Origin of the sequence: Rhodococcus jostii RHA1 (assembly GCF_000014565.1) — a bacterium.
Taxonomy (GTDB): domain Bacteria; phylum Actinomycetota; class Actinomycetes; order Mycobacteriales; family Mycobacteriaceae; genus Rhodococcus_F; species Rhodococcus_F jostii_A.
In genome coordinates, this window is the sequence record NC_008268.1 from 23,476 (window position 1) to 43,846 (window position 20,371).

General features: G+C 67.2%; 21 protein-coding genes and 1 pseudogene. 6 read left to right on the forward strand and 16 right to left on the reverse strand.

Features of this window, described 5'->3' with window-relative positions:
* Positions 1–42: 42 nt before the first annotated feature.
* The gene (locus RHA1_RS00105) at positions 43–972 is read right to left on the reverse strand and encodes a ferric reductase-like transmembrane domain-containing protein (protein WP_011593349.1); all 930 of its coding nucleotides are present in this window, start codon (positions 970–972) and stop codon (positions 43–45) included.
* A gap of 492 nt (positions 973–1,464) precedes the next feature.
* Here RHA1_RS00105 and ligD point away from each other — a divergent pair, with 492 nt between their 5' ends.
* The 3 genes and pseudogenes from ligD to RHA1_RS44365 all read left to right on the forward strand — a co-directional run.
* On the forward strand, positions 1,465–2,436 hold the full coding sequence (ligD, locus tag RHA1_RS00110; protein ID WP_029539665.1) for a non-homologous end-joining DNA ligase: 972 nt from the start codon (positions 1,465–1,467) through the stop codon (positions 2,434–2,436).
* 74 nt (positions 2,437–2,510) lie between these two features.
* On the forward strand, positions 2,511–2,984 hold the full coding sequence (locus RHA1_RS00115) for a DUF2231 domain-containing protein (RefSeq protein ID WP_011593351.1): 474 nt from the start codon (positions 2,511–2,513) through the stop codon (positions 2,982–2,984).
* A 154-nt stretch (positions 2,985–3,138) separates the two neighbouring features.
* Positions 3,139–3,988: pseudogene (locus RHA1_RS44365) on the forward strand (CBS domain-containing protein); the annotation flags it as partial.
* A gap of 13 nt (positions 3,989–4,001) precedes the next feature.
* Here the strand turns inward: RHA1_RS44365 and RHA1_RS00125 are convergent.
* Positions 4,002–4,184, reverse strand: a complete 183-nt coding sequence (locus RHA1_RS00125; RefSeq protein WP_011593354.1) for a hypothetical protein — start codon at positions 4,182–4,184, stop codon at positions 4,002–4,004.
* 262 nt (positions 4,185–4,446) lie between these two features.
* Here RHA1_RS00125 and RHA1_RS00130 point away from each other — a divergent pair, with 262 nt between their 5' ends.
* Positions 4,447–5,328 (forward strand): universal stress protein, encoded by an 882-nt coding sequence (locus tag RHA1_RS00130; protein WP_011593356.1) that lies wholly within the window; start codon positions 4,447–4,449, stop codon positions 5,326–5,328.
* A gap of 23 nt (positions 5,329–5,351) precedes the next feature.
* The gene (locus tag RHA1_RS00135; RefSeq protein ID WP_011593357.1) at positions 5,352–5,948 is read left to right on the forward strand and encodes a hypothetical protein; all 597 of its coding nucleotides are present in this window, start codon (positions 5,352–5,354) and stop codon (positions 5,946–5,948) included.
* Positions 5,949–5,963: 15 nt separating this feature from the next.
* Here the strand turns inward: RHA1_RS00135 and RHA1_RS00140 are convergent, their stop codons facing one another.
* From RHA1_RS00140 to RHA1_RS00175, 8 genes are all read right to left on the reverse strand, one after another.
* A complete protein-coding gene (locus RHA1_RS00140; RefSeq protein ID WP_011593358.1) occupies positions 5,964–7,274 on the reverse strand; it encodes a wax ester/triacylglycerol synthase domain-containing protein in 1,311 nt (436 codons plus the stop codon).
* Positions 7,271–8,704: a wax ester/triacylglycerol synthase family O-acyltransferase gene (locus RHA1_RS00145; protein WP_011593359.1), complete on the reverse strand. Its 1,434-nt coding sequence runs from the start codon at positions 8,702–8,704 to the stop codon at positions 7,271–7,273. Before RHA1_RS00145 ends, RHA1_RS00140 begins: the two co-directional genes overlap by 4 nt.
* A gap of 61 nt (positions 8,705–8,765) precedes the next feature.
* Complete coding sequence (locus RHA1_RS00150; protein WP_041810862.1) at positions 8,766–9,365, reverse strand: Rv1733c family protein; 600 nt, start codon at positions 9,363–9,365, stop codon at positions 8,766–8,768.
* Positions 9,366–9,430: 65 nt separating this feature from the next.
* A complete protein-coding gene (locus RHA1_RS00155) occupies positions 9,431–10,285 on the reverse strand; it encodes a universal stress protein (RefSeq protein WP_011593361.1) in 855 nt (284 codons plus the stop codon).
* A gap of 49 nt (positions 10,286–10,334) precedes the next feature.
* Positions 10,335–11,351 (reverse strand): Acg family FMN-binding oxidoreductase, encoded by a 1,017-nt coding sequence (locus tag RHA1_RS00160; protein WP_011593362.1) that lies wholly within the window; start codon positions 11,349–11,351, stop codon positions 10,335–10,337.
* A 175-nt stretch (positions 11,352–11,526) separates the two neighbouring features.
* Complete coding sequence (locus RHA1_RS00165; RefSeq protein WP_011593363.1) at positions 11,527–12,465, reverse strand: universal stress protein; 939 nt, start codon at positions 12,463–12,465, stop codon at positions 11,527–11,529.
* A gap of 2 nt (positions 12,466–12,467) precedes the next feature.
* Complete coding sequence (locus RHA1_RS00170; RefSeq protein ID WP_011593364.1) at positions 12,468–13,268, reverse strand: ABC transporter permease subunit; 801 nt, start codon at positions 13,266–13,268, stop codon at positions 12,468–12,470.
* Positions 13,258–14,175, reverse strand: a complete 918-nt coding sequence (locus RHA1_RS00175; RefSeq protein ID WP_011593365.1) for an ABC transporter ATP-binding protein — start codon at positions 14,173–14,175, stop codon at positions 13,258–13,260. The genes RHA1_RS00170 and RHA1_RS00175 overlap by 11 nt, the downstream gene beginning before the upstream one ends.
* 157 nt (positions 14,176–14,332) lie before the next feature.
* Between RHA1_RS00175 and RHA1_RS00180 the strand changes: the two genes are divergently transcribed.
* Positions 14,333–15,346: an Acg family FMN-binding oxidoreductase gene (locus RHA1_RS00180; RefSeq protein WP_011593366.1), complete on the forward strand. Its 1,014-nt coding sequence runs from the start codon at positions 14,333–14,335 to the stop codon at positions 15,344–15,346.
* A 24-nt stretch (positions 15,347–15,370) separates the two neighbouring features.
* Here the strand turns inward: RHA1_RS00180 and RHA1_RS00185 are convergent, their stop codons facing one another.
* From RHA1_RS00185 to RHA1_RS00210, 6 genes are read right to left on the reverse strand one after another with little or no spacing between them, the layout of a single operon-like run.
* Complete coding sequence (locus RHA1_RS00185; RefSeq protein ID WP_011593367.1) at positions 15,371–15,838, reverse strand: hydrogenase maturation protease; 468 nt, start codon at positions 15,836–15,838, stop codon at positions 15,371–15,373.
* Entirely contained in the window at positions 15,835–17,127 is a 1,293-nt protein-coding gene (locus RHA1_RS00190; RefSeq protein WP_041810865.1) for a Ni/Fe hydrogenase subunit alpha, read from the reverse strand. Before RHA1_RS00190 ends, RHA1_RS00185 begins: the two co-directional genes overlap by 4 nt.
* Positions 17,111–17,896, reverse strand: a complete 786-nt coding sequence (locus RHA1_RS00195) for an NADH-quinone oxidoreductase subunit B family protein (RefSeq protein ID WP_011593369.1) — start codon at positions 17,894–17,896, stop codon at positions 17,111–17,113. Before RHA1_RS00195 ends, RHA1_RS00190 begins: the two co-directional genes overlap by 17 nt.
* Complete coding sequence (locus RHA1_RS00200; RefSeq protein WP_011593370.1) at positions 17,896–18,744, reverse strand: FAD/NAD(P)-binding protein; 849 nt, start codon at positions 18,742–18,744, stop codon at positions 17,896–17,898. The genes RHA1_RS00195 and RHA1_RS00200 overlap by 1 nt, the downstream gene beginning before the upstream one ends.
* The gene (locus RHA1_RS00205) at positions 18,741–19,202 is read right to left on the reverse strand and encodes a cyclic nucleotide-binding domain-containing protein (protein WP_009472537.1); all 462 of its coding nucleotides are present in this window, start codon (positions 19,200–19,202) and stop codon (positions 18,741–18,743) included. The genes RHA1_RS00200 and RHA1_RS00205 overlap by 4 nt, the downstream gene beginning before the upstream one ends.
* The gene (locus tag RHA1_RS00210; RefSeq protein WP_011593371.1) at positions 19,199–20,356 is read right to left on the reverse strand and encodes a 4Fe-4S dicluster domain-containing protein; all 1,158 of its coding nucleotides are present in this window, start codon (positions 20,354–20,356) and stop codon (positions 19,199–19,201) included. The genes RHA1_RS00205 and RHA1_RS00210 overlap by 4 nt, the downstream gene beginning before the upstream one ends.
* Positions 20,357–20,371 lie beyond the last annotated feature (15 nt).

Here is a 20,371-nt window from a genome sequence, read left to right on the forward strand (position 1 = left end):
GTAGGGAAGACTCCGTCACTGGCGCCGTCAACGCTGTGACAATCACAAAAGCCGTTGTCGCGCAATGCTTGTCGGCCAATTTCGGAGAATCGGCACGGGGAGAAGTGTCGGGATGCGACCCGAACGTCCGGCCCGGCGAGTCGGGCGCTGTGCCGTTCCGGGCCGCCGTGGCCAGGGCGGCTTCCACCCCTTCGTACCGGATTCCGCAGCGTTCAGGGACGGGCGCACCCGTTCTCGGTTCCCGCACCCGTAGGGACCTTCGAAGAGAATCCGGGTACCGGGCTGCAGAGTCCGGGTTCGTGCGCTGTTGTCGCCGAGAGACTTGATCGATATCCGCAGGTGGCGCCCGTGCGGTGCGGCGGACAGCGAGTAGGGATTTGCCCGGCTCCAACCGTGACGACCGAGGAACCTCCAGTTGCAGAACTGGCCGGCGACGATCGGAAGTCGATCCAGGTGCCTGCCGGAGATGTACACCGACAGGACCCCGTCCGCCTCCGGCACTACGGCAGCGACCCGCAGCGCATGTCGGACACTGCGCCACAACGGAAGACCGATCCGCCACACGAGAACCGCTGCGGCCACGAGGATCCACAAGGTCCACCAGTAGAGGGTCGCGGCGGTCGAACCCAGGAATTCCTGGCCGGTCCACAGTTGGTGCGGCAACACCAATCCCACCCCGAGATACCCGTAGAGGTGCAGCAGATGCCACGATTCGTAACGGAGCCGGTCGCGTATCGGCCGCACGCTGGTGATCACCACCATCAGAAGTAGCGCCGTGCCGACGACGGCCAGCAACATCCCAGGGTAGTCCGTCGCCAACTCCCACGCCGTCGCGGATGCGGCGAGCACGTCACCGCCGGCATAGCCGAACGTGATTGCCGCGATATGAGCGAACATCAGCGTGAACGACGTCAGGCCTACCACCCGATGCAGCCCGATCAGCCGGTCCTGACCGAAGGCACGCTCGAGCACGGAGATCCGTGACGATCAGCACGACCTGCACGAGGAGGAGGTCCGCGGACGCCAGGCCGGCGAGGCGCCCCCCGGACAGAAGAGCGGTGGCGATGGTGCCGAGATCCTGAATCCCGCCGTCGGCGGCCCACCAGTAGGACACCATCAGCAGGCTCAGCCAAAGCGCCACCCCGGCGCCGATGCGGACGAGGGCATCGCTGCGCTCGGCGCGGCAGTTGGCGCGTGCAAGCGGAGGTCGATCCAGAGGTCGGGTCGGCGGCTCGGCCGCGGTGATCGGATGTGTCGGACAGCTCGATCGTTCCCGACCGGTCACTCGAGAAGTGGGCATACGCGTCATCGTGATCGTCCAACCCGATGTCGTCCTGGCGGCTCGCTGCGTACTTGCTGTGAACGGCAGACCGGTCCGGCGATTTCGATCGTTCGACTGCTCCCAGCATCGTCGGGTCGCCGCGTTCCCACCCACCGCCGGATCATTTCCCGCACACTCGGTGAATGCCCTCGTTGCCGACGGTCCCGTCTCCGATGCTGGCCACGTTGGGCCAACTTCCGCGCGGTGCGGGGTGGGCGTTCGAAATGAAGTGGGATGGTCAACGTGCCATCGCCACCGTCGACGATGGTGGATCCCGGCTGTTCAGCCGCAACGGAAATGACATCACTGCGACCTTTCCGGAGCTGGCCGGGCCGGTATCCGACGCGCTGGGCGGACGTGAGGCGATCCTCGACGGCGAGATCGTCGCGCTCGACGCGAGCGGCCGGCCGTCGTTCAGCCGCCTCCAACGGCGCATGCACGTGCTGTCCCCCACCACAGAACTCCGCAACGAGGTGCCCGTCACGTATTACGTGTTCGACGTCCTATCCCTCGATGGCAAGTCCACGACTGGGCTTCCCTATCTGCGGCGGCGGGCCGAACTCGCCGACCTTGCGCTGTCCGGCCCCCGCCTGCAGGTGCCGCCGTACTGGACCGACGTCGACGGCGAGGAGATGCTCGATCGCGCCCGTAGGCACCACCTCGAGGGAGCAGTCGCAAAACGCGTCGACTCGACGTATCAACCGGGTCGCCGCTCCCCTGCCTGGATCAAGCAACCGCTACGCGCCAATACCGAAGGGATCATCGTCGGCTGGGTCGATGGCACCGGAGCCGCCCGCGACGGTATCGGATCACTTCTCCTCGCCGCGTATGACGACGACCACCGGCTGGTGTACATCGGACATGTCGGCACCGGTTTCACCACCGCGACACGGAAGTCACTACGAGAGCAGCTCGCGGCGCTGGAACGACCCACGACTCCTCTGTCCTCGCCCCCACCTGCGCGGGACACCAAGGGCGCACACTGGGTCGAGCCGCAGTTGGTCGGCGACGTCGAGTACCGCGAGCACATCAGTGGCAGGCTGCGCCATCCCAGCTGGAAGGGCCTGCGCGAGGACAAGGCGCCGAGTGAAGTCGACTTGCCGGGTCGGCACTGAGGTCGCGTGCCCTCGGCGACGGGTCGGGCGGACCACTCAGTGGTTTCTCAGCGACGCCGACGAATACTCGAATCATGTCGACTGTCAGCGGGTTGCCCGCCCATGTCCTGCTCGTCCATTTCATCGTCGTCCTGGCACCGCTGACCGCAGTTCTGATCGTCGTGTGCAGCGTATGGCCGGCGGCCCGCCGTCGGCTGGTGTGGCTCACGCTCGTGCTCGCGGCCGTGACGGTGATAGTGACTCCACTGACCACCGACGCCGGTGAATGGCTGGAGAAGCACGTCGCCCGGTCGTCTGCCGTGCACACCCACGCCGAACTGGGCGACAGCATGATCTACTTCTCCGTCGCGCTTCTTCTCAGCGCGTTGGCGGTCACCGCCGTCCAGCTTCGCGAACGAAAGTCGGATCCTCCGCGGTCGCTCACCGTGATCGTTGCTGTTCTCGCGGTGGTGGTTGCGGTAGGGACCATTGTTCAGGTCTACCGCATCGGAGAGTCCGGGTCGCGCGCCACGTGGGGGGATGTCGTCACGTCGGGCTCGGAGCCGTGACACGACTCCCGGAGCGACGCCGGGGCGTATCCAGGCCGGGTGCCATCGGACTGGGCAGTGCGGCACAGGTCCCGACCGTCGGTACGCCGGAGAACCGCCCTCGGCGGGTGGATGATCGAAGGTCACCTCACCACACGTTCGAAGGGGAGCGCCGGTGTCCGAATTACTGATCTTCGACGATGAGCCCGAACCCGGACTGCGCTCTGGCATGCCTGCACACGGGTTCCGACCGGCGCCCCGGGCGACTCCGTGACGGCCGTACTGAGCGACATGGCCACCACACGGTACGACTGCGCTTCGGTCGTCGCCGTATTGGACGGAGGACGGCTCGCGGGCGTCACGACGATCGAACGTATGTTCGGCACCGCGGACCGTGAGGTTCTGCGCGACGTCATGGATCCGAATCCGCCGGCGGTCCGACCCGATACTCACCAGGAACGGGCCGCGTGGCAGGCGGTCCAGCACGGGGAGCCGGAGCTGGCGGTGGTCGATGACGACCGGTCGGTTCCGTCGTCTCATCGCGCCACAACAACTTCTCGCGGTACTGCTCCAGGAACACGAGGAGGACCTCTCACGCCTCGGAGGCTTCCTCCATTCGGTCGAGACCACCCGCGCGACGAGCGTGGAGAGCGTGCGGCGGAGGCTGTGGCACCGTGTTCCCTGGCTCCTCGTCGGATTGCTGGGTGCCATGGTCTCGGCCGTGTTCATGGCGGCGTTCGAAGTCACGCTCGAAGCGAATGTGGCCGTTGCCTATTTCGTTCCTGGAATCGTGTATCTCGCGGACGCAGACCGAGACCCTGGCGATCCGTGGCTTGTCTGTCGGGGTGGGAATTCGACGTAACGTGCGGCGCGAGGCGCTCACCGGGCTGTCGGTGGGTGCTCTCCTCGGAGCCGTGATGCTCCCGGTCGTCAGCCTCATGACCGGTGACACGATGCTTGCGTTCGCGGTCGCCGTGGCGGTTCTCGCCGCGAGTGCGATCGCCACCGTCGTCGCCATGGTGCTGCACGTCGTAGCGATTACCCTGCAAGGGTCTCGAAAACGTCGTAGACCATCCAGGCCGGCCAGAACAACCCCTGAATGATTGCGAGAACATATTCCCAGAACGCGTCCGCCTGCTGCCAGAACCACACCCAGGCACCGAAGATGCCCAGGGCGTAGATCGCTCCGCCGCCCGCGGCGCCGGTGTTGCTGTCGCTCATGGTCGCATTCCTTCCGCAGCCGGCGTCGGTGATATCGGAACTCGGGCAACTTTCGATCGGGCGCCTCGTCTCAGTGTCGTCACTGCAGGTCCGCGGCGACAGAGCCGTTGGTCACCCGGGCGGGATGCCGCGGTCACGGAGTCAATCGGGCCGGGTGCCGACCTCGGGTTGGTGACCTTCTCCCCTACGGGTGTCATTCGGGGGCGGCAACGATGAAGGTCGAGGCAGAAATTCGGCACCAGCAACCCGGCAGGAGTGCACCATGTCCGGCCATCGCCCGATCGTTGTGGGGATCGACGGCTCACCATCGTCGTTGCAGGCGGTTTCGTGGGCGGCCCGAGAAGCCGCGCTCCGCAGCTCGCCCCTCTCGCTGATCACGACGATGTTCGTTCCCGGGAGATACGGCGTCCCGATCGGTGTGCCCGCCAGCTTCTTCCAGGACGAGGAGCGCGACGGTAAGGAGAGGTTGGAACGGGCGGCGCAGACCGCCCGTGCCGCAGTGCCCGGACACGACATCGAGATCGACACCACCGTCTGCACCGGCACGCCGGCAGGTGAACTTCTCGACCGCTCGGCGGATGCCTCGATGCTCGTCGTCGGTGCGAATAGACGGGGAATCGTCGACCGTGCCGTCCTGGGATCGGTCAGTTCGGCGGTTGCCACCCACGCCTCATGCCCGGTCGCCGTGATTCGCGGTGAACCTGATCGCGATATCAACGACATCCCCGGACCGATTGTCGTCGGTGTCGACGGATCACAGCACAGTGAACCGGCCATCTCGACGGCCTTCGAGGAAGCAGGTCTGCGGCAATCGGAGCTCGTTGCCGTTCACGCATGGTCCGACATCGTTCTGCAGCTCTCCCCGGACGGAGGCAGCGAAGCAGAGTGGCTGCGGGATGCGGCCAACGAAACGGCCCTGTTGTCCGAGAATCTCGCCGGTCGTGCGGAGAACTATCCGGATGTGAAGGTACGCACCCTCGTTGTCAGGGATCGCCCCACCCGGCACCTGCGTGAGCAGGCCGAGAACGCGCAGCTTCTCGTGGTGGGGAGCCGGGGACGGGGCGGGTTTTCCAGCATGCTTCTGGGGTCGACCAGCAGGGCGTTGATGCATTCGGTCGTCTGCCCACTCCTGATCGTTCGCTAGACGGTGCTCAGGAGAGATGTGTCGTGCACAGCCCCGGCCCCGGATCGACCCTGATCGAAGCGCAGCTGCCGAGGTACGAACAACGCATCCTGCGTACGCAGGCCGTACGTGCGTCGGCGCCCGCAACCTTCGCCGCCATTCGCCGCGTCGACTTCTTCCGGTCGCCGGTGGTCGCGTTGCCGAACCGGGCCCGAATTGCGATCGACACCGTCCGCCCGCGTCGGGGCGGCGCACCTATCCAGCGGAGTCGGTCCGAATTCCGATTCGACCGGTTGCTCGAACCCGACGGCGGGTTCCACCTCCTCGCGGAGAAGCCTGGTCACGCAATGGTTCTCGGGTTCATCGGGCGCTGGTGGGAGCGGGGCTACGGCCGCGTCGAGTGGTCCCCGGCCGAGTTCGGCCGCTTCGCCCTTCCCGGATACGGCGTCGGCGCGTGGGGTTTCACAGTTCTCCCGTACGGCGCTCACACGTCTGTCCTGCTCACCGAGGTCCGCGTACACGGCACCGACGACACGGCGCGGCGGATGTTCCGCAGGTATTGGACGGTTGTGGGTCCGTTCGTCACGGCGATGGGCGGGCCGATCCTGCGCCTGATCCGTGACGAGGCAGAGTCTCGCTGAGTTGCGGCCCTGCTGTCACTCGATCGCGGCCCGGAATTGTTCGCGCAGATACGCCGCGAGCTCGCGGATCTCGGGGACCACATCGGGATCGACGACGATCGTCACGGTCAGGGTGCCCGCATAGGACAGTGCCGCGAACGCGACGCCGACGTTCCCCGCGGTGACGGTAATCGGGGTGATGTCCGTGATCGGTGCACCGGCGATGACGAGTTGTCCAGCGGGGCCCGGGAGGTTGGTCAGGAACGAGTTGACGAGTCGCTGACGATCGACGAGCCGGCGAAACAACCGCACCGCGGCCAGAATCCGGAAGAGTGGTCCGATCAGTGCCGAGGATGTGCCTCGGGTCCGCATCTTCCGGGCGCGGGTGATGCGCGAAACAGCGGCGAGCCTTTCCTCGACGCTTCCTTCCAGCGGTACGCGGACGGGCATCACGCCGACCTGGTTCCCCAGATACCCGCTGGTTGTCGTACTCCGGGCCGAGACGGGGACCGACACCACCAATTCCTGGGGAAACTCCTTCCGCTCATGCAGGAGTGTGGCCAAAGCGCCGGTGACGGCGACCAACAGAACATCGTTGACGGTGGCCCCCGACCTCCGCCCCGCTGCCCGGACACGGTCGAGGCCGACGTCGACCGTCGTTACCGTGCGACGGGAACCGGTGGGAACGTTGAGGGAACACCGCGGCGCCCATCCGAGGCGACCACGACCGAGTTCGGCCCAACCATCTCGTATACGAGACACCGTGCGCGGAAGTCGGCGCAGCGTCCGGGTACGGTCGGCAACGCAGTCGACGAACCGGCCCCGAGGCGGTGCCGCGGTATTGTCGGCCGGCCCAGCCGCGTCCGCGCCGTCCACGACACGCGCGAGCACTGCGAGGCCACCGATCCCGTCGGCCACGACGTGATGCAGCACCAGCACCAGACCGATGTGACCGCCCGTGAGACCGGTGACGACAACCGCCCGCCACAATGGTCGTGACCGGGGCAGCGGCCGGGTCACCGCGTCCACCGCGATTGCCAGCGCAGCGTCACGCTCGCCCGGGCACGGGCACCGTACTCGGGACACATGGGCGTGGACGTCGAAATCGGAGTCGTCGACCCAGTACGGCCGCCCCAGGCCCCGCCGTGGCGTGGCCAGGCGCTGTTGCAGGCGCCGAATGCTGGTGAGCCGTCGTGTGAACGTGGCCTCGACGGTCGCCGCATCCACGTCACCTTCACCGGCAACGAAAAGTATCGCGCCGACGTTCATGGGTACCGGTCCGACGTCCGAGACGAGCGTGATCAGGTCGCCCGAGCCGAGTTGCTCGTGACGGTCGTCGGACATCATTCGGAGGCTGCGGCAGCCGCGCGCGAGGCGGCGAGGAGTGTCAGGACACCGCGTTCGATCGCGTCGGTGAGGTCGGCGAGGTCGGGTGTGGTGTCGTAGTCCCCGGTGAGACCGAAGGCGAGATGGTCGCTGTAGCTGAGGATCGCGATCCCGATCCGTAGTCGCAGCGCGATCGGCACGTACGGGAAGATCTCCAGGATCGTGCGGCCCATCACGTGTCGTGTGGCCTTCGGTCCGGGGACGTTGGTTGCGACGGCGACAACACTGTGCTGAGGGAACCGGGTGGCGAGCCGAACTGCCCAGGCCATCGGCATGAACGGCCCGTACTGGGCGACCGCGGTGAACGCCTTGCCGCCTTCTGCTTCCTTGCTCGCCTTGTGCGTCGTGAGCCGGTCGTGGACGGCGACCAACTGCGCGACCGGGTCGTCGATGTCGACCGGCAGGAAAGGCAGCATGAGCGAGACCTGATTGTGGATCGAATGTTCCTCGGTTGCGGAGCGGACGGACACGGGAACGAGTGTGCGGACCGTGTGCGGGTCGGGGTGCTCGCCCCGTTTCAGGAGCAGCTGCCGCAGTCCTGTGGTGATCGCGGCGAGTGCGACGTCGTTGACGGTGACCCGGTACGTGGCGCAGATTTCGCGGACGTCATGCATCCGGACTCGTGCGGCGCAGTAGCGGCGCTGGCGCCCGATCGGTCCGATCAGTGATGTGTCCGTAGAGGAGGTCAGCATCTCGGACAGCAGGTGGGTGAGGCCGGTTGCGACGCCGATACCGGCGGCTGTCAGCCTGCGCGGAACAGCCAGAGCCGCCGAGACGAGCCGCAGTTGCCGCATCGGGGACAGGAACTCGATCGTCGAGCGGATCAGGCCCTCGACGCTCGCGAGGCGTGTGCCGGCGGTTCGTGCCGGCACGGCGTCGGTGTCGGTGTCGGCCTCTGTGGTTCCCGACGCTTCGGCCACGACTTCGTCGCACATTGCCTCGAACAGTTTCGTTCCGGTGATCCCGTCCGCCATGCAGTGGTGAATCTTGGTCAGTATGGCCCAGCGGTCGCCGGTGAGGCTTTCGACGACCCAGCATTCCCACAAGGGGCGGTCTCGGTCGAGTCGGTGCGCCATGACCCGGGCGACGAAACCGAACAGGGCCTCCTCCTCCCCCGGTTCCGGGAGGGCGACCCTCCGCAGGTGATGACCGAGGTCGAAATGCGGATCCGGTGACCACGAGGGTGCGCTGAAGTCGAGTGGGACCGTGTGAACCCTGTCTCGGGTGTGCGGGAGTGTCGCGAAACGTGCGGCGACCGTGTCCCGAAATTCGTCTTGCCCGGGAACCGGACCCTCCATGATGGCGAGAGCGCCGATCGTCAGGCTGGCGTGTGGGTCGGAGTCCTCCGTCTCGAGGAAACCCGCGTCGAGGAAGCTCAAGTTGTCGTCCACTGGCTCCGGCCTCACCATTCGGAAATCGTCGTCGTTTGCCTGTGTTCACCGTGAGCGGGCGTCAGCTGACCGGCCACCCTGGTGCCTTTCCGAGGTTTCGCCACTCGCGGTCCCACTGTGACATCCGGTATCTCGTTCCTGCCCAGCGAATTCCGATCATCATCGTGAGGCAGATCGTCGTACCCATGGTCCACAACGCGAGTGCGGCGCCCACGGCCTCGAACGCGTTCTCGGTGCCTGTCTTCGGCGCGGACACGATCTTTCCGGCCGGGTCGATCCAGATGCTGATCGTTTGTCCCGTTTTCGCTTCCGGCGCGGTCTGTACCAGACCGGTGTGTGTGGTACCGGCAACCGCCCACCGGGCCGGCGCCTGGCCGGTGGCACCCGTCGCCGGGGTGGTATCCGCCAGGTTGACATTTGCGTCCTCGAGGAGCACTGCCGCGATCTGCTGCCGAGTTGCGCGGTCGGCGCGGGATTGGTCGTCGAGGCGGGTGCGGGTCGCGGTTCCGAAGGCGGCGGCGAGGGGGACCAAGCTCAGCACCACTGCGACGACGAGGAGGAAGACCGAGGATTCGAGGCGACAACTTCCCCGCATCAGTCGGTTCCCGCTCCACGGCCCCAATCGCCACATCCGCGCTACCAGTGTCTGTTCCCCGATCATGACGACCTCCTGCGATTGCTCCTTCGAGTGTCGCGCCGGAGCAGGTGCCGATGTAGGGCCCAAGGTCATCGCCCTGGTCGGATCGGTCCGGCTATCAGAAGGGGACACGGAGTGATGTGTACCAGCGCTGCGCTGGTCGAGCCGAGAGTCATCCCGGGGAAGCCGCCCCGCCCGCGGCTGCCGACGACGATCATCTGGGCCTCGTCGGCCATCTCGAGGAGATGGCGGACGGGACGGTCGCGAACGAGAGTTCGGCGCACCGAGACGTCGGGGAACCGTTCACACCATTCGGCGACCGCGGCGTCCAGCACCGACCGCTCCGCGGTCTGCTCCACGCCGACCGGAAGTATCGACAGGTCCTGGTCGGACCACGCGTGCAGCGCGATCAGTTCCGCGTTGTGGAGGGAACACTCCTCGAACGCCAGTCCGACGGCCCGTGCACTGCTCGGAGATCCGTCGATGCCGACGACGACGGGTCCCGTGCCGTCCGCGACTCTCGACCAACCGTCGATCACTGCGACCGGGCACTGGGCATGACGCACCACGGCCGAAGTCACGGAGCCGATCAGCCCGTCGGTGAACTCCCCGAGTCCGCGCCTGCCGAGGACGACCATTTCTGCGCCGGCGGATCGGTCGACGAGTGATCCCGGGGCGTTCTGATGTGACACCTCCGCCCGAATGTCGAGGTCCGCGTCTGCGGACCCAGCTCGGGCGGTCTCGCGTGCCTCGGCAACGTTCCGCTCGGCTCGGGCGTGGAGCGTTTCGGCGAGTCGAGGCCCATCTTCCGTACCGCGGTACGTGATGCAGGACAACAACAGTAGCGGCGCCCTGCGCACTGTCGCCTCACGTGCGGCCCACCGCACCGCATCCAGCGCCGGCCCGGATCCGTCCACTCCCACAACGATCGCCGGATCGACCATGGTGACCTCCTCATCACTTCCCGTTGACGAGCGGGTGAGTCGGCATGCCCTACTCCCCCGGCAGGTGGCCCGGAGCCGGCCGCTCTCGCACCAGAACTTCCGACAACGGGCGTCTGGGTGTGGTCGAGGGTTCCCCCACGCCGGTGCCCGCTCCCACCCTGATCAGAACCTGCGGCATTCCCTCCCCGGAAGACAGCTCTCGAAGCAGTGTCCGCGTCACGGCGCGTTCGGTCAGATGGGTGACGGGGCAGGTACCGAGTCCGCGGTCGGTGCATGCGAGCAGGACGGCGGAGAGCACTTCGCCGCTCCGTAACCAATCGAGTCGCGAATCCGCGGACGTGGAGAGCAGGAGGATCGCGGCTCGATCTTCCGATGGGCCGCCGTCGGGTGTGCTCGCGCGGCCGGGTGGAAACTCGCGGGAGAGGTGCACCGAGTGCTGTTGCCGGTCGGACGGGCGAGCCTGCTCCGGCACACCGTCGGGGAACAGCCCGCGCCCCGACCACCACCGGAGTTCGGCTTGGTAGGTGGGGTCGTCGTGCCGTAGACCGGTCATTCGGCGTGATGCTTCCTCGAGTGCGGGGCGGCTTCGCTGCCCCAGGTCTTCGAGTTCGACGCCTGTACCTGCGGTGATTCGCACCAACTGCTCGAGTGTGTCCGCCCACGCGGGCGGCGGGTCCATGGGCAGTCGTTCGGTTCGCCTCCGTCCGATCGCCACCGCCATTCGGGCGACGAAATCTGTCGGTGCCGGAGCCGGGATGAAGTTTATCGTCGACAGAAGTTGCCGGTCGGAAGAATGCGGCAGCCGTTCGATCACAAGACGCCAATGATTGGCCGTGAAGGCGTACTCGAGGTGATTCAAGGCCGCACCACAGGAGATCACCATTTGGCGTCCGAAGCCATCGGTGGCGGGCAGCAGCCGGTCGGGGTCGCTGTACAGCCGCAGGGCAGTGCCCATCACCCAACGCCACGGTTGGCTGTTGTGCAGTGACGGCGCGCGGCACGCCAGCGCGACAGCTGATTCGACGGTACGTCGGTCGGGGACCGTGGGGACCGCGCGCGTGTTCACGGCGTGTCCATGGGTGTGGTGGGTGCTCCGCCGGTCATCGGGTCTCCTGCGTTGTCCTGGATTCGAGTGTTGTGCTCACGGCTCGACGACTCTAGGGCCGTAGGTCATCGACACCGCCCGGAGCAGGGTTGCACCATCTGGCCGGCACATCGGGGTGTAGCCGTGGGCGTGGAAGTCAGCGATGTCCACGGTCGCCGAACTCCACGGCCTGATCAGGGACTGTGCCGGTGTCACGCTGAACTTTGCTGATCATGACCGGGCACCGAGCCCGGTGCAGCACGTCCTGACTCGTCGACCCGAGGACCGCACGGCCGAGTGCGCCGTGCCCATGGTTTCCGACGACGAGAAGCTGAGCGTCCACACACCAGCGGAGCAAGACTTCGCCAGCTCCACCGGACTCGACGATCTCTCGCACGGCGAGGTCGGGGTATCGATCGGCCAGTCCCGCGAGGCTCTCCGCCAGAACTGCCCGCTCCCGTGGGCGGGCCGCGGCCCCATCCGGTGCGTTCTCGGCGTCGGGCGGCACACGCGACTTCCACGAGTGCACGGCCACCAGCGGCGCGGCGAATCGCCCGGCGAAGTCGGCGGCGTCGGCCACCGCGGCGACACTGCACCGGCTGCCGTCCACACCGACGACAACCGCGCGACGGTCGGGAATCGCGTGCTCTTCGGCTCCCCGCCACACCACGACCGGGCACGGTGAGTGATGGGCGAGTCGCAGCGCCGTAGCGTTCAGATACCCCTCCACGGGGCCCCGTGCCGTCGACCCGATCACCACCATCGACGCCGAATCCGCCAACGGCAACAGGACGTCCGCCGCCGTCGACCCGGTAGGTAGCGAACACTCCACGGCGACGGTGTGCCGGTCGCTCCTGATGTTGCGTACCGCATCGGCCAGGAACCGTTCCCCGGCGATGCGGTCCTCGTCTTCCGACGGAAGTGGCCGGGGTTCCGTGTAGAAGACCGGGGGTGAGGGCAGCACGTGAATCAGGTGCACGGTTGCTCCCTGCTTGTCCGCGACCGCGGCGGCCCAGCGCGCCGCGCCTCTCGCTGCCACCGAGCCGTCGACTCCGACGACGACCGGGGCGAGAGACCGTGTCCTGGCATCGGTCACGGCTATCTCACCACGTCGCGATGAGCGAAACCGACGAGCGCGACTCCGAGCAACACTGCAATCGTGAGTGCGGATACGGATGCTGCTGCGAGCGAGAACCCGTGGCGCAACGGATCATGGCCGGCGTACTGATAGAACGGTGAATATCGTTGCCAGGGAGCCAACCACGACACCACCGGTCCGAGACCGTTGAGCACATACGCCAGTATCGCGATCACGGCCGGAACCGAACGACTGGGTGCGGGGTGGCCGGTGGCGGCTCCGATCGCGAAGGCGAGTGCACCGAAGACCAGCGCCAGAAGTGCCAGATGCACCATTGCCGCGGCAACGTTTCCCACCGGCAGATCCATGTCGGCGAGTATCCCCTCCCCGAGCAGAGCGAGACCCATGACCGCCGACAGCGCCACAGTGCCCGCGGTGAGCGCACCGAACTTCTCCGCAAGGATCCGTCCGCGGCTCAGGGGCGTGGCGAGCAGCTGATCGAGCGTTCCCCGATCCTCCTCTCCGGCGACCGCCGCCGCACCCGTTCCGACGGCATAGATCAGAAGCAGCAGTGGTCCCATGAACGACAGCAGTTCGATCTGGATGTATCCGACCGGGGTGGACATGTCGGCACCGGACATTGCGAACAGGGCACGGAATGCCTCCGGCATCTGGTCGAGGAATTGATTCATCGCCGGCTGGTCGCGAACACTCGGCCAGATCACCACGTACATAGCCACCAGCAGCGCGATCCCGACGACCCATGCGGGGAACGCCCGGCGTTGGTCGTACAACGTCTTGGTCAGAACGCTACGCAGCATGTCGGTCTCGAATCTCGTAGAACGCCATAAAGGTCTCCTCGAGGTCGGCCTCGGCGCACTCGAAGTCGACGATGCCGTAGTGCGAGATCCGGCGGATCAAGGCGTCCAGCGCGGACTGAGGCGCACTGCACGTCAGCGATGTGCCCGCAACGGTGAGGCCGCGGATACCGGCCACGTCGCGGAAGTCCGATTCCTGGATCGGGGTCGAACATTCGGCGGTGACATGGTGCAGCGACTTCTGGCGTAGTTCGTGAAGACTCTCGACGGCGATGAGGCGACCCTCCCGCAGCACACCGACGCGGTCGGCTACCTGCTGCACTTCGCCGAGTACGTGGGACGACAACAGGACCGTTCCGCCGGATGCGGTGTGCTCCCGGATGATCGCGTGAAACTCGTGTTGCACGAGCGGATCCAGTCCGCCGGTCGGTTCGTCGAGAATCAGCAGTTGCGGGCCGGACATCAGGGCGAGAACCAGCGCGAGCTTCTGGCGGTTTCCCTTCGACATCGTCCGGGCGGTGCGATCGAGATCGAGATCGAGATCGAGTCGATCGGCGAACACGGTCGCGGCTTTGTCGACAGGGTCGCCACGCAGGTGTCCGAAGAACGTGATGTGCTGCCGTCCGGTCAGGCGGTCGTAGAGAGCCAATTCGCCGGGGACGTAGCCGATCCGACGATGAACCGCGGGTGCCGCCGACCATGCATCGAGGCCGAGCACACGGGCCGACCCCGCAGTGGGACGCAGCAAGCCCGTGAGTAAGCGGAGCGTGGTCGACTTTCCGGCACCGTTGGGGCCGAGGTAGCCGAAGACTTCGCCTTCGACGACATTCAAGTCCACCGCGTCCAGAGCGAGTACCGAACCGAACCGCTTGCTCAGTCCCACCGTGCACATGGCGATAGTGTCGGACATCTTTTCAGGTTTGCATCGGGGTGAGTGCCGTCAGTAGGGTCTTCCGGCCCGAATCGTCGCCGAGTGTCGCGCCAGTGACCATCGGCCCTAACCTCGGGCCACGGAAAGGCGAACACTGAGGTGGACGCACCGACTGCCCGACCTGGGTGAGGGCGGAGTGCGATCTACCGAGGAGGCGATCGTGGACAGCACCATTCCCGACGAGAACGTCGTGCGCATTGCCGTGGACCTCGCCTGCCGGGCACCGTCGGTGCACAACAGTCAGCCGTGGCAGTGGACGTACGCCGACGGTCAGCTCGACCTTTACACCGAACGCGGTCGGCTTCTGGCCTCGACAGACCCGTCGGGCCGGCAGCTGGTCGTCAGTTGTGGTGCGGCGCTGAATCATCTCGAAACGGCATTGACCGGGCTCAAATGGTCGGTGGACATCCGGCGCGTCCCGGAGGGGCCTCACTCGGGGCATCTGGCGACGATTCGGTTCCGCCACGACGCCCGGCCTCAGTCGCACGACTTCGACTTGCTTGCCGCGATCCGGCACCGGTATTCCGACCGCAGGCCCTTCGGTCCGGTCAGCATGAAGACCCCGCTGCCCCCGGCATTGACCGACGTGACGCGTCGCGTGGACGTCCACCTGACCCTGCTGGCACAGGACGCTCGTCCGACCCTGGCGAAGGCGACGGAGTTGACCGCGGCCGCACGAAAATACGATTCCGCGTACCAGGCCGAGCTTCACTGGTGGGCGGGTCATTCTATTCCGCAGGGTGGGATACCGGCGGATTCCCTCGCGACCGCGGAGAATCGTGACCGCGTCGACATCGGACGCCGTTTCCCCGCCGGCCGCGACAACGACGCGAGCCCGGGGATCGACCGCTCGACGGTTCTCGTGTTGAGCACCGATACCGACGGTCGTGAAGCGTGGCTCCGGGCCGGTGAGGCCTTGTCCGCGGTGCTGTTGGAGGCCACCGTCGGCGGTCTCGCGACGTGCCCGCTGACGCACATGACCGAACTACGGCAGAGCCGGGAGATGATCCGCGAACTGGTTCCCGACCGCGGCTTCCCGCAGGCCCTGATCCGGGTGGGCACGACTGAGAAGAAGTCTCCGCCACGTCAGACTCCCCGGCGCCCCGTCGAGTCGGTGTTCTCGATCGGCCGCCGCCACTCCACTCGTTGACGCTTCGGTAACCCGCAGACACGGTCACGACATTTCCGCGAGCGGCTCACCGAGCACCGACAGTACCGCCGCCACCGCCGTCTCGACGGCGCGGCCGACCGCGGGTGACAGTCCGCCGCCGGCAGCCAGGTCGGCGACCTCGACGGCGAGGACGACCATTCGGTGCGGCAGCCGATCGAGCACGGTGCCGAGTTGAATGATGTCGCCGAGGGAGATCCCGTGGGTGCTGAACCTGCCCGCCCGAACCCCGGCGAGTTCGTCCGGTGTGAACCGGTGCACGGTGCCGGGTCGCGACGGTTCGCAGACGACGGCGTCGACCAGGACGGCCAGCTGCGCACCGGCCCACGCGTCGAGCAGAGCGGCCGGGTCCCCGTCGGACACGGACACGCGCACGTCCGGGGCGACGCGGTCCGCGACCTGTCGCGCGACCGCCGGACCGATCCCGTCGTCGCGGCGGAGTTCGTTTCCCAGCCCGATCACCACGACCGTCATCGGCGGTCGACCGTGAGCGTCAGAAAGTGGGTGGCGCACGAGATGCACGGATCGTAGTTGCGGATGGTTCGTTCGCACAGCGTCGTCAGTTCGTCGTCGGCCAGCATGAGGTTTCCGTCCACCGCGCGCCGTAGGTCGTGTTCGATGGCGGCCTGGTTCTGCGACGTCGGCGGAACGATGGTGGCGGCGCGGATCAGCCCGGCGGGATCGACTTCGTAACGGTGATACAGCAGTCCGCGGGGTGCCTCGCTGACTCCGTGTCCGACCGTACGTATCGGTGACCCGGCGGTGAACGGCTGCGGAGGCCGCTCGTATCGGTCGATGATGCGCAATGCTTCCTCGACGGCGTAGACCACCTCGACGGCGCGGACGACGATGCTGCGGTACGGGTTCCGGCACTGCGCGCCCAGCCCGGCGTCGGCGGCGGTCCGGGCGGCCACTCCGCCGAGCCGGGACGAATTGAGCGAGTACCGAGCCAGCGGTCCGGTGAGGTATCGGCGGCCGTCGAGCTCGGCGTGCAGTGCGGTCGAGTGCGGCACCTGGTGCTCTACCACATGCTTCGGGAATTCGTCGGCGGTGCAACGTAATCCGGTCGACGACCGGATCTCGCCGTCCTCGATGGCGTAGCGGGAGTCGTCGTGCAGTGCGAGGAGGTCGTGGTCGAGTTCGATGTCGGGGAAGTCGAACGACGACACCCATCGGACGGTTGCCACCGCGTGATCGAGTGCCGTGCGCAGTTGGTCGGACAGGGGTATCAGTTCGGCTGCGGTCGGCGCCCGGTGGAATCCGCCGATACGGACGTTGACCGGGTGGATCGGCCTGCCACCGATCGCGTCGAGGATCGCGTTTCCGGCCTTCTTCAACGACAGGCCCCGCTCGACGGCCTCCCGATCGTGCCGGGCGAGGGCAATCGAATCCGGGAGCCCCAGAAAGTCGGGTGCGTGCAGGAAGTAGATGTGCAGCACGTGACTGGCAATCCACTCGCCGCAGTACAGCAGTCGCCGCAGATCCCTCACGTCGTCGTCGAGCTCGAGTCCGCATGCCTGCTCGATGGCGTTGCACGCGCTCACCTGATAGGCCACCGGGCAGATACCGCAGATTCGCGAGGTGATGTCCGGGGGTTCGAGAAAGTGGCGGTCACGGAGGAAGGATTCGAAGAAGCGGGGCGGCTCGTAGATGTCGAGTGTGACGTGTTCTGCTCTCCCCTCCCGCACGGTCACGTCGACGCGGCCCTCACCCTCGACCCTGGCGAGGGCGCGCACCATCAGTTCTCTATTGCGGGGTGCCATAGACCTTCCCTTCCGATCCGTATGCCGCCACGTTGAATGTGGCGAAGACGCGGCCCATGGCGTCCTCGCTCATTCCGCATGTGCGCAGCCACCCCCGCATCGCGGCGAGATTCGGGTCGGTGGTGGGGCCGAAGCAGCCGTAGCATCCGCGGGAGACCGACGGGCACAGCGCGCCGCAACCGGAGTGGGTCACCGGGCCGAGGCAGGGTGTTCCGTCGGCGACCATCACACACGTCAGACCGCGCCGCTTGCATTCGGTGCACACGCTGGTGTCGGGGATGTTGGGCCGCCGGCCGGCGAGGTATGCGGTGATGACCTCGAGGAGTTGACGCCGGTCGATCGGGCAACCGCGCAGCTCGAAGTCGACGGGGACGTGCGCCGAGATCGCGGTCGAGGTGGCGAGGGTGTCGATGTACTCGGGCCTCGCGTAGACCACCGACAGGAACTCGTCGATGTCGGCGAAGTTGCGTAACGCTTGGATGCCGCCGGCCGTCGCGCAGGCCCCGATCGTGACGAGGAACCGGGACTGCTCCCGCACCGCGCGGATGCGGTCCCGGTCGGCGGCCGTGGTGATCGACCCTTCGACCAGCGACAGATCGTATGGGCCCGCGGTGATCGTGTCCGACAGCTCGAGGAAATGGGAGATTTCCACGGCCTCCGACAGGGCGAGCAGCTCGTCCTCGCAGTCGAGCAGGGTGAGCTGACAGCCGTCGCAGGAGGCGAACTTCCACACGGCGAGTTTGGGTTTGGTGGTCGGTGGTGCGCTCATCACAGCTCCGGTACCCGTAGAAGTGGTTCGGCGGTGGCGTAGTCGACGACGGGACCGTCTCGGCACAGCAGCAGTTCGCCGAGCTGGCAGTGTCCGCAGGCCCCGATGCCGCATTGCATGTTCCGTTCCACGGACACCTGAATGTCGTCCGGACGCACCCGGCGGTCGGTCAGTGCCCGGGCGCAGAACCGCATCATCGGCTCCGGTCCGCACAGCAGCGCGGTGGTGCGTCCGGGGTCGAGGTCCACCCGGTGCAGGGATTCGGTGACGAAGCCGACGCCTCCCGTCCATCCCGCGATCGGCTGGTCGATCGTCACTTCCACGGTGAGGTCCGTGCGGGCCTGCCAGGTCCCGAGTTCGGCACGGTAGAGGATGTCCGCTGGGGTGCGGGCGCCGACGACGAGAACGAGCCGGCGGAACTTGTCCCGCGCGGCCAGCGCGGCGAGCACCACCGGCCGCAGCGGCGCCAATCCCACTCCCCCGGCAACGATCACGAGGTCTCGGTCCGGGCCGGTGGGCATGGTCCAGCCCCGCCCGAAGGGGCCGCGCACACCGATGATCGTGCCGCGCGGGGCGTCGTGGAGTGCCCGGCTCACCGCTCCGACGTTGCGGATCGTGTGGACGAGGGTTCCGTCCGTGGCGGACGGGTCGCCCGAGACCGAGATCGCGACCTCGCCGACCCCGTGGGCGTACAACATCATGAATTGGCCGGGGGTGAACTGCGCGAGCGGCATCGCGGGTGGGGCGGCCGGGGCGAGGGTCACGGTGACCGAGTCGCGGGTCTCCACCGAACGGGACACGACCCGGTATCCGGTCGGAAGCATGCGGTCGTCCGGCAGTGCAGTCACCGGTCGCCGCGATTCGCGTAGAGATCGAGGAGTCGCGCGCGGGTGGACTGCAGCCGGGCGATCAGCACCCCGGACAACGCGCGGGTGACGGCATATCCGAAGTCGGGGCGGCTGAGCGCCATCTGCTCGAGCGCGGCGACGTCCACCTCCGCGGCATCGGTGGTCGTCGTGGCCTGGGCATCGAACTGCCACACCTGCCGGGCGCCGAGCCACGACCAGCCGAGAACGTCACCGCCGTGCAGGGTTTCGAGTGCGACGGTGCCGCGGCCGGGTACCAGCGTGGTGAGGACGACACTTCCGGTACCGAGCAGCCAGCACCGGGTCGCCGGTTCGTTCTCGCGGAAGACGAACTCCCCCGCGGCGAATCGAACCGGGGTGCTGAGTTCCGCGAGCCGAAGCCGGTGTTGATGGTCGAGTCGGCCGAGGACTGGTGGCAGCGTCGATTCGTCGGCGTTCACCGTTGCTCCCGGTCGTCCTCCGGCCGGTAGGCAGGCATGACCTGCACCAGCCGCGCGGCCTCTGCGGTGATGTCGATCCCGACGGGGCACCAGTCGATGCACCGTCCGCATCCCACGCACCCGGAGCTGCCGAACTGGTCGAACCACGTTCCGAGCTTGTGCGACATCCACTGCCGGTATCGGCTCTCCCCCGACGTCCGGACGTTCCCGCCGTGCACGTAGCTGAAGTCGGGTTCGAAGCACGACGACCAATGCTGCCACCGCTCGGCGTGCTCCCCCGTCAGATCGGTGACGTCCTCACTGGTGGTGCAGAAACAGGTAGGGCACACCATTGTGCAGTTTCCGCAGGTCAAACACCGGCTTGCAACGTCCTCCCAAACGTCGGCTCCGCGCGCGTCGCGGAGCAGTGCGCGAAGATCCACGTCGGGCATCGCCCGTCCCATGCGGCCGGTTGCGGTGCTCACGGCCTGCCGGGCGTCGTCGGCCTCCGCGGTCGCGGCGGCACGGTGGGCGACGTCGGCGAGGACGTCGGCACCGGATTCGGTGCCGACCTCGACGACGAAACGGTGGCCGTGCTCGTCGATGCGCTCGGTCAGCGCCAGATCGTACCCTGGTCCGGCCGCGGGTCCGGTGCCCATCGAGGCGCAGAAACAGACACCTCCCGGTTCGGTGCAGTGGGCGGCCACGATGAACAGTTTCCGGAACCTGAGGGCAGTGGTGCTGTCGGAGTCGGGGTCCGGGCACAGTACCCGGCGCAGGACGGATATGGCCGCGAGATCGCAGCCGCGGATCCCCACGAAGGCGTAGGGGCGCTCGTCGTGGGCCGGTGCGACGAAGGTACCGTCCCGGTCGACGGACCACTGTTGCTGCCGGGGCGGATGGAGGAATCGTTTCCACGACTGCGGGCCCGCCGAGTGACCGAAGACTGCGGCGTCGTCTCGCCGACGCAGCCGATACGTCCCGGGCCCGGTCGTCACACCCCAGCCGGACGGCAGCTGCGCACCGGAATCGAGTTCGGCGAGAACGATGGCCGAATCCTCGACGGTGGGACCGACGACGCGATATCCGCGGGCGCGGAGCGCCTCGATCAGTTGGTCGAGGCCGCGGCGATCGAGGACACTCGCGTCGGCGTGCGCGGTTGGTTGCCCCTCCATGTGCTCACTCCCTTG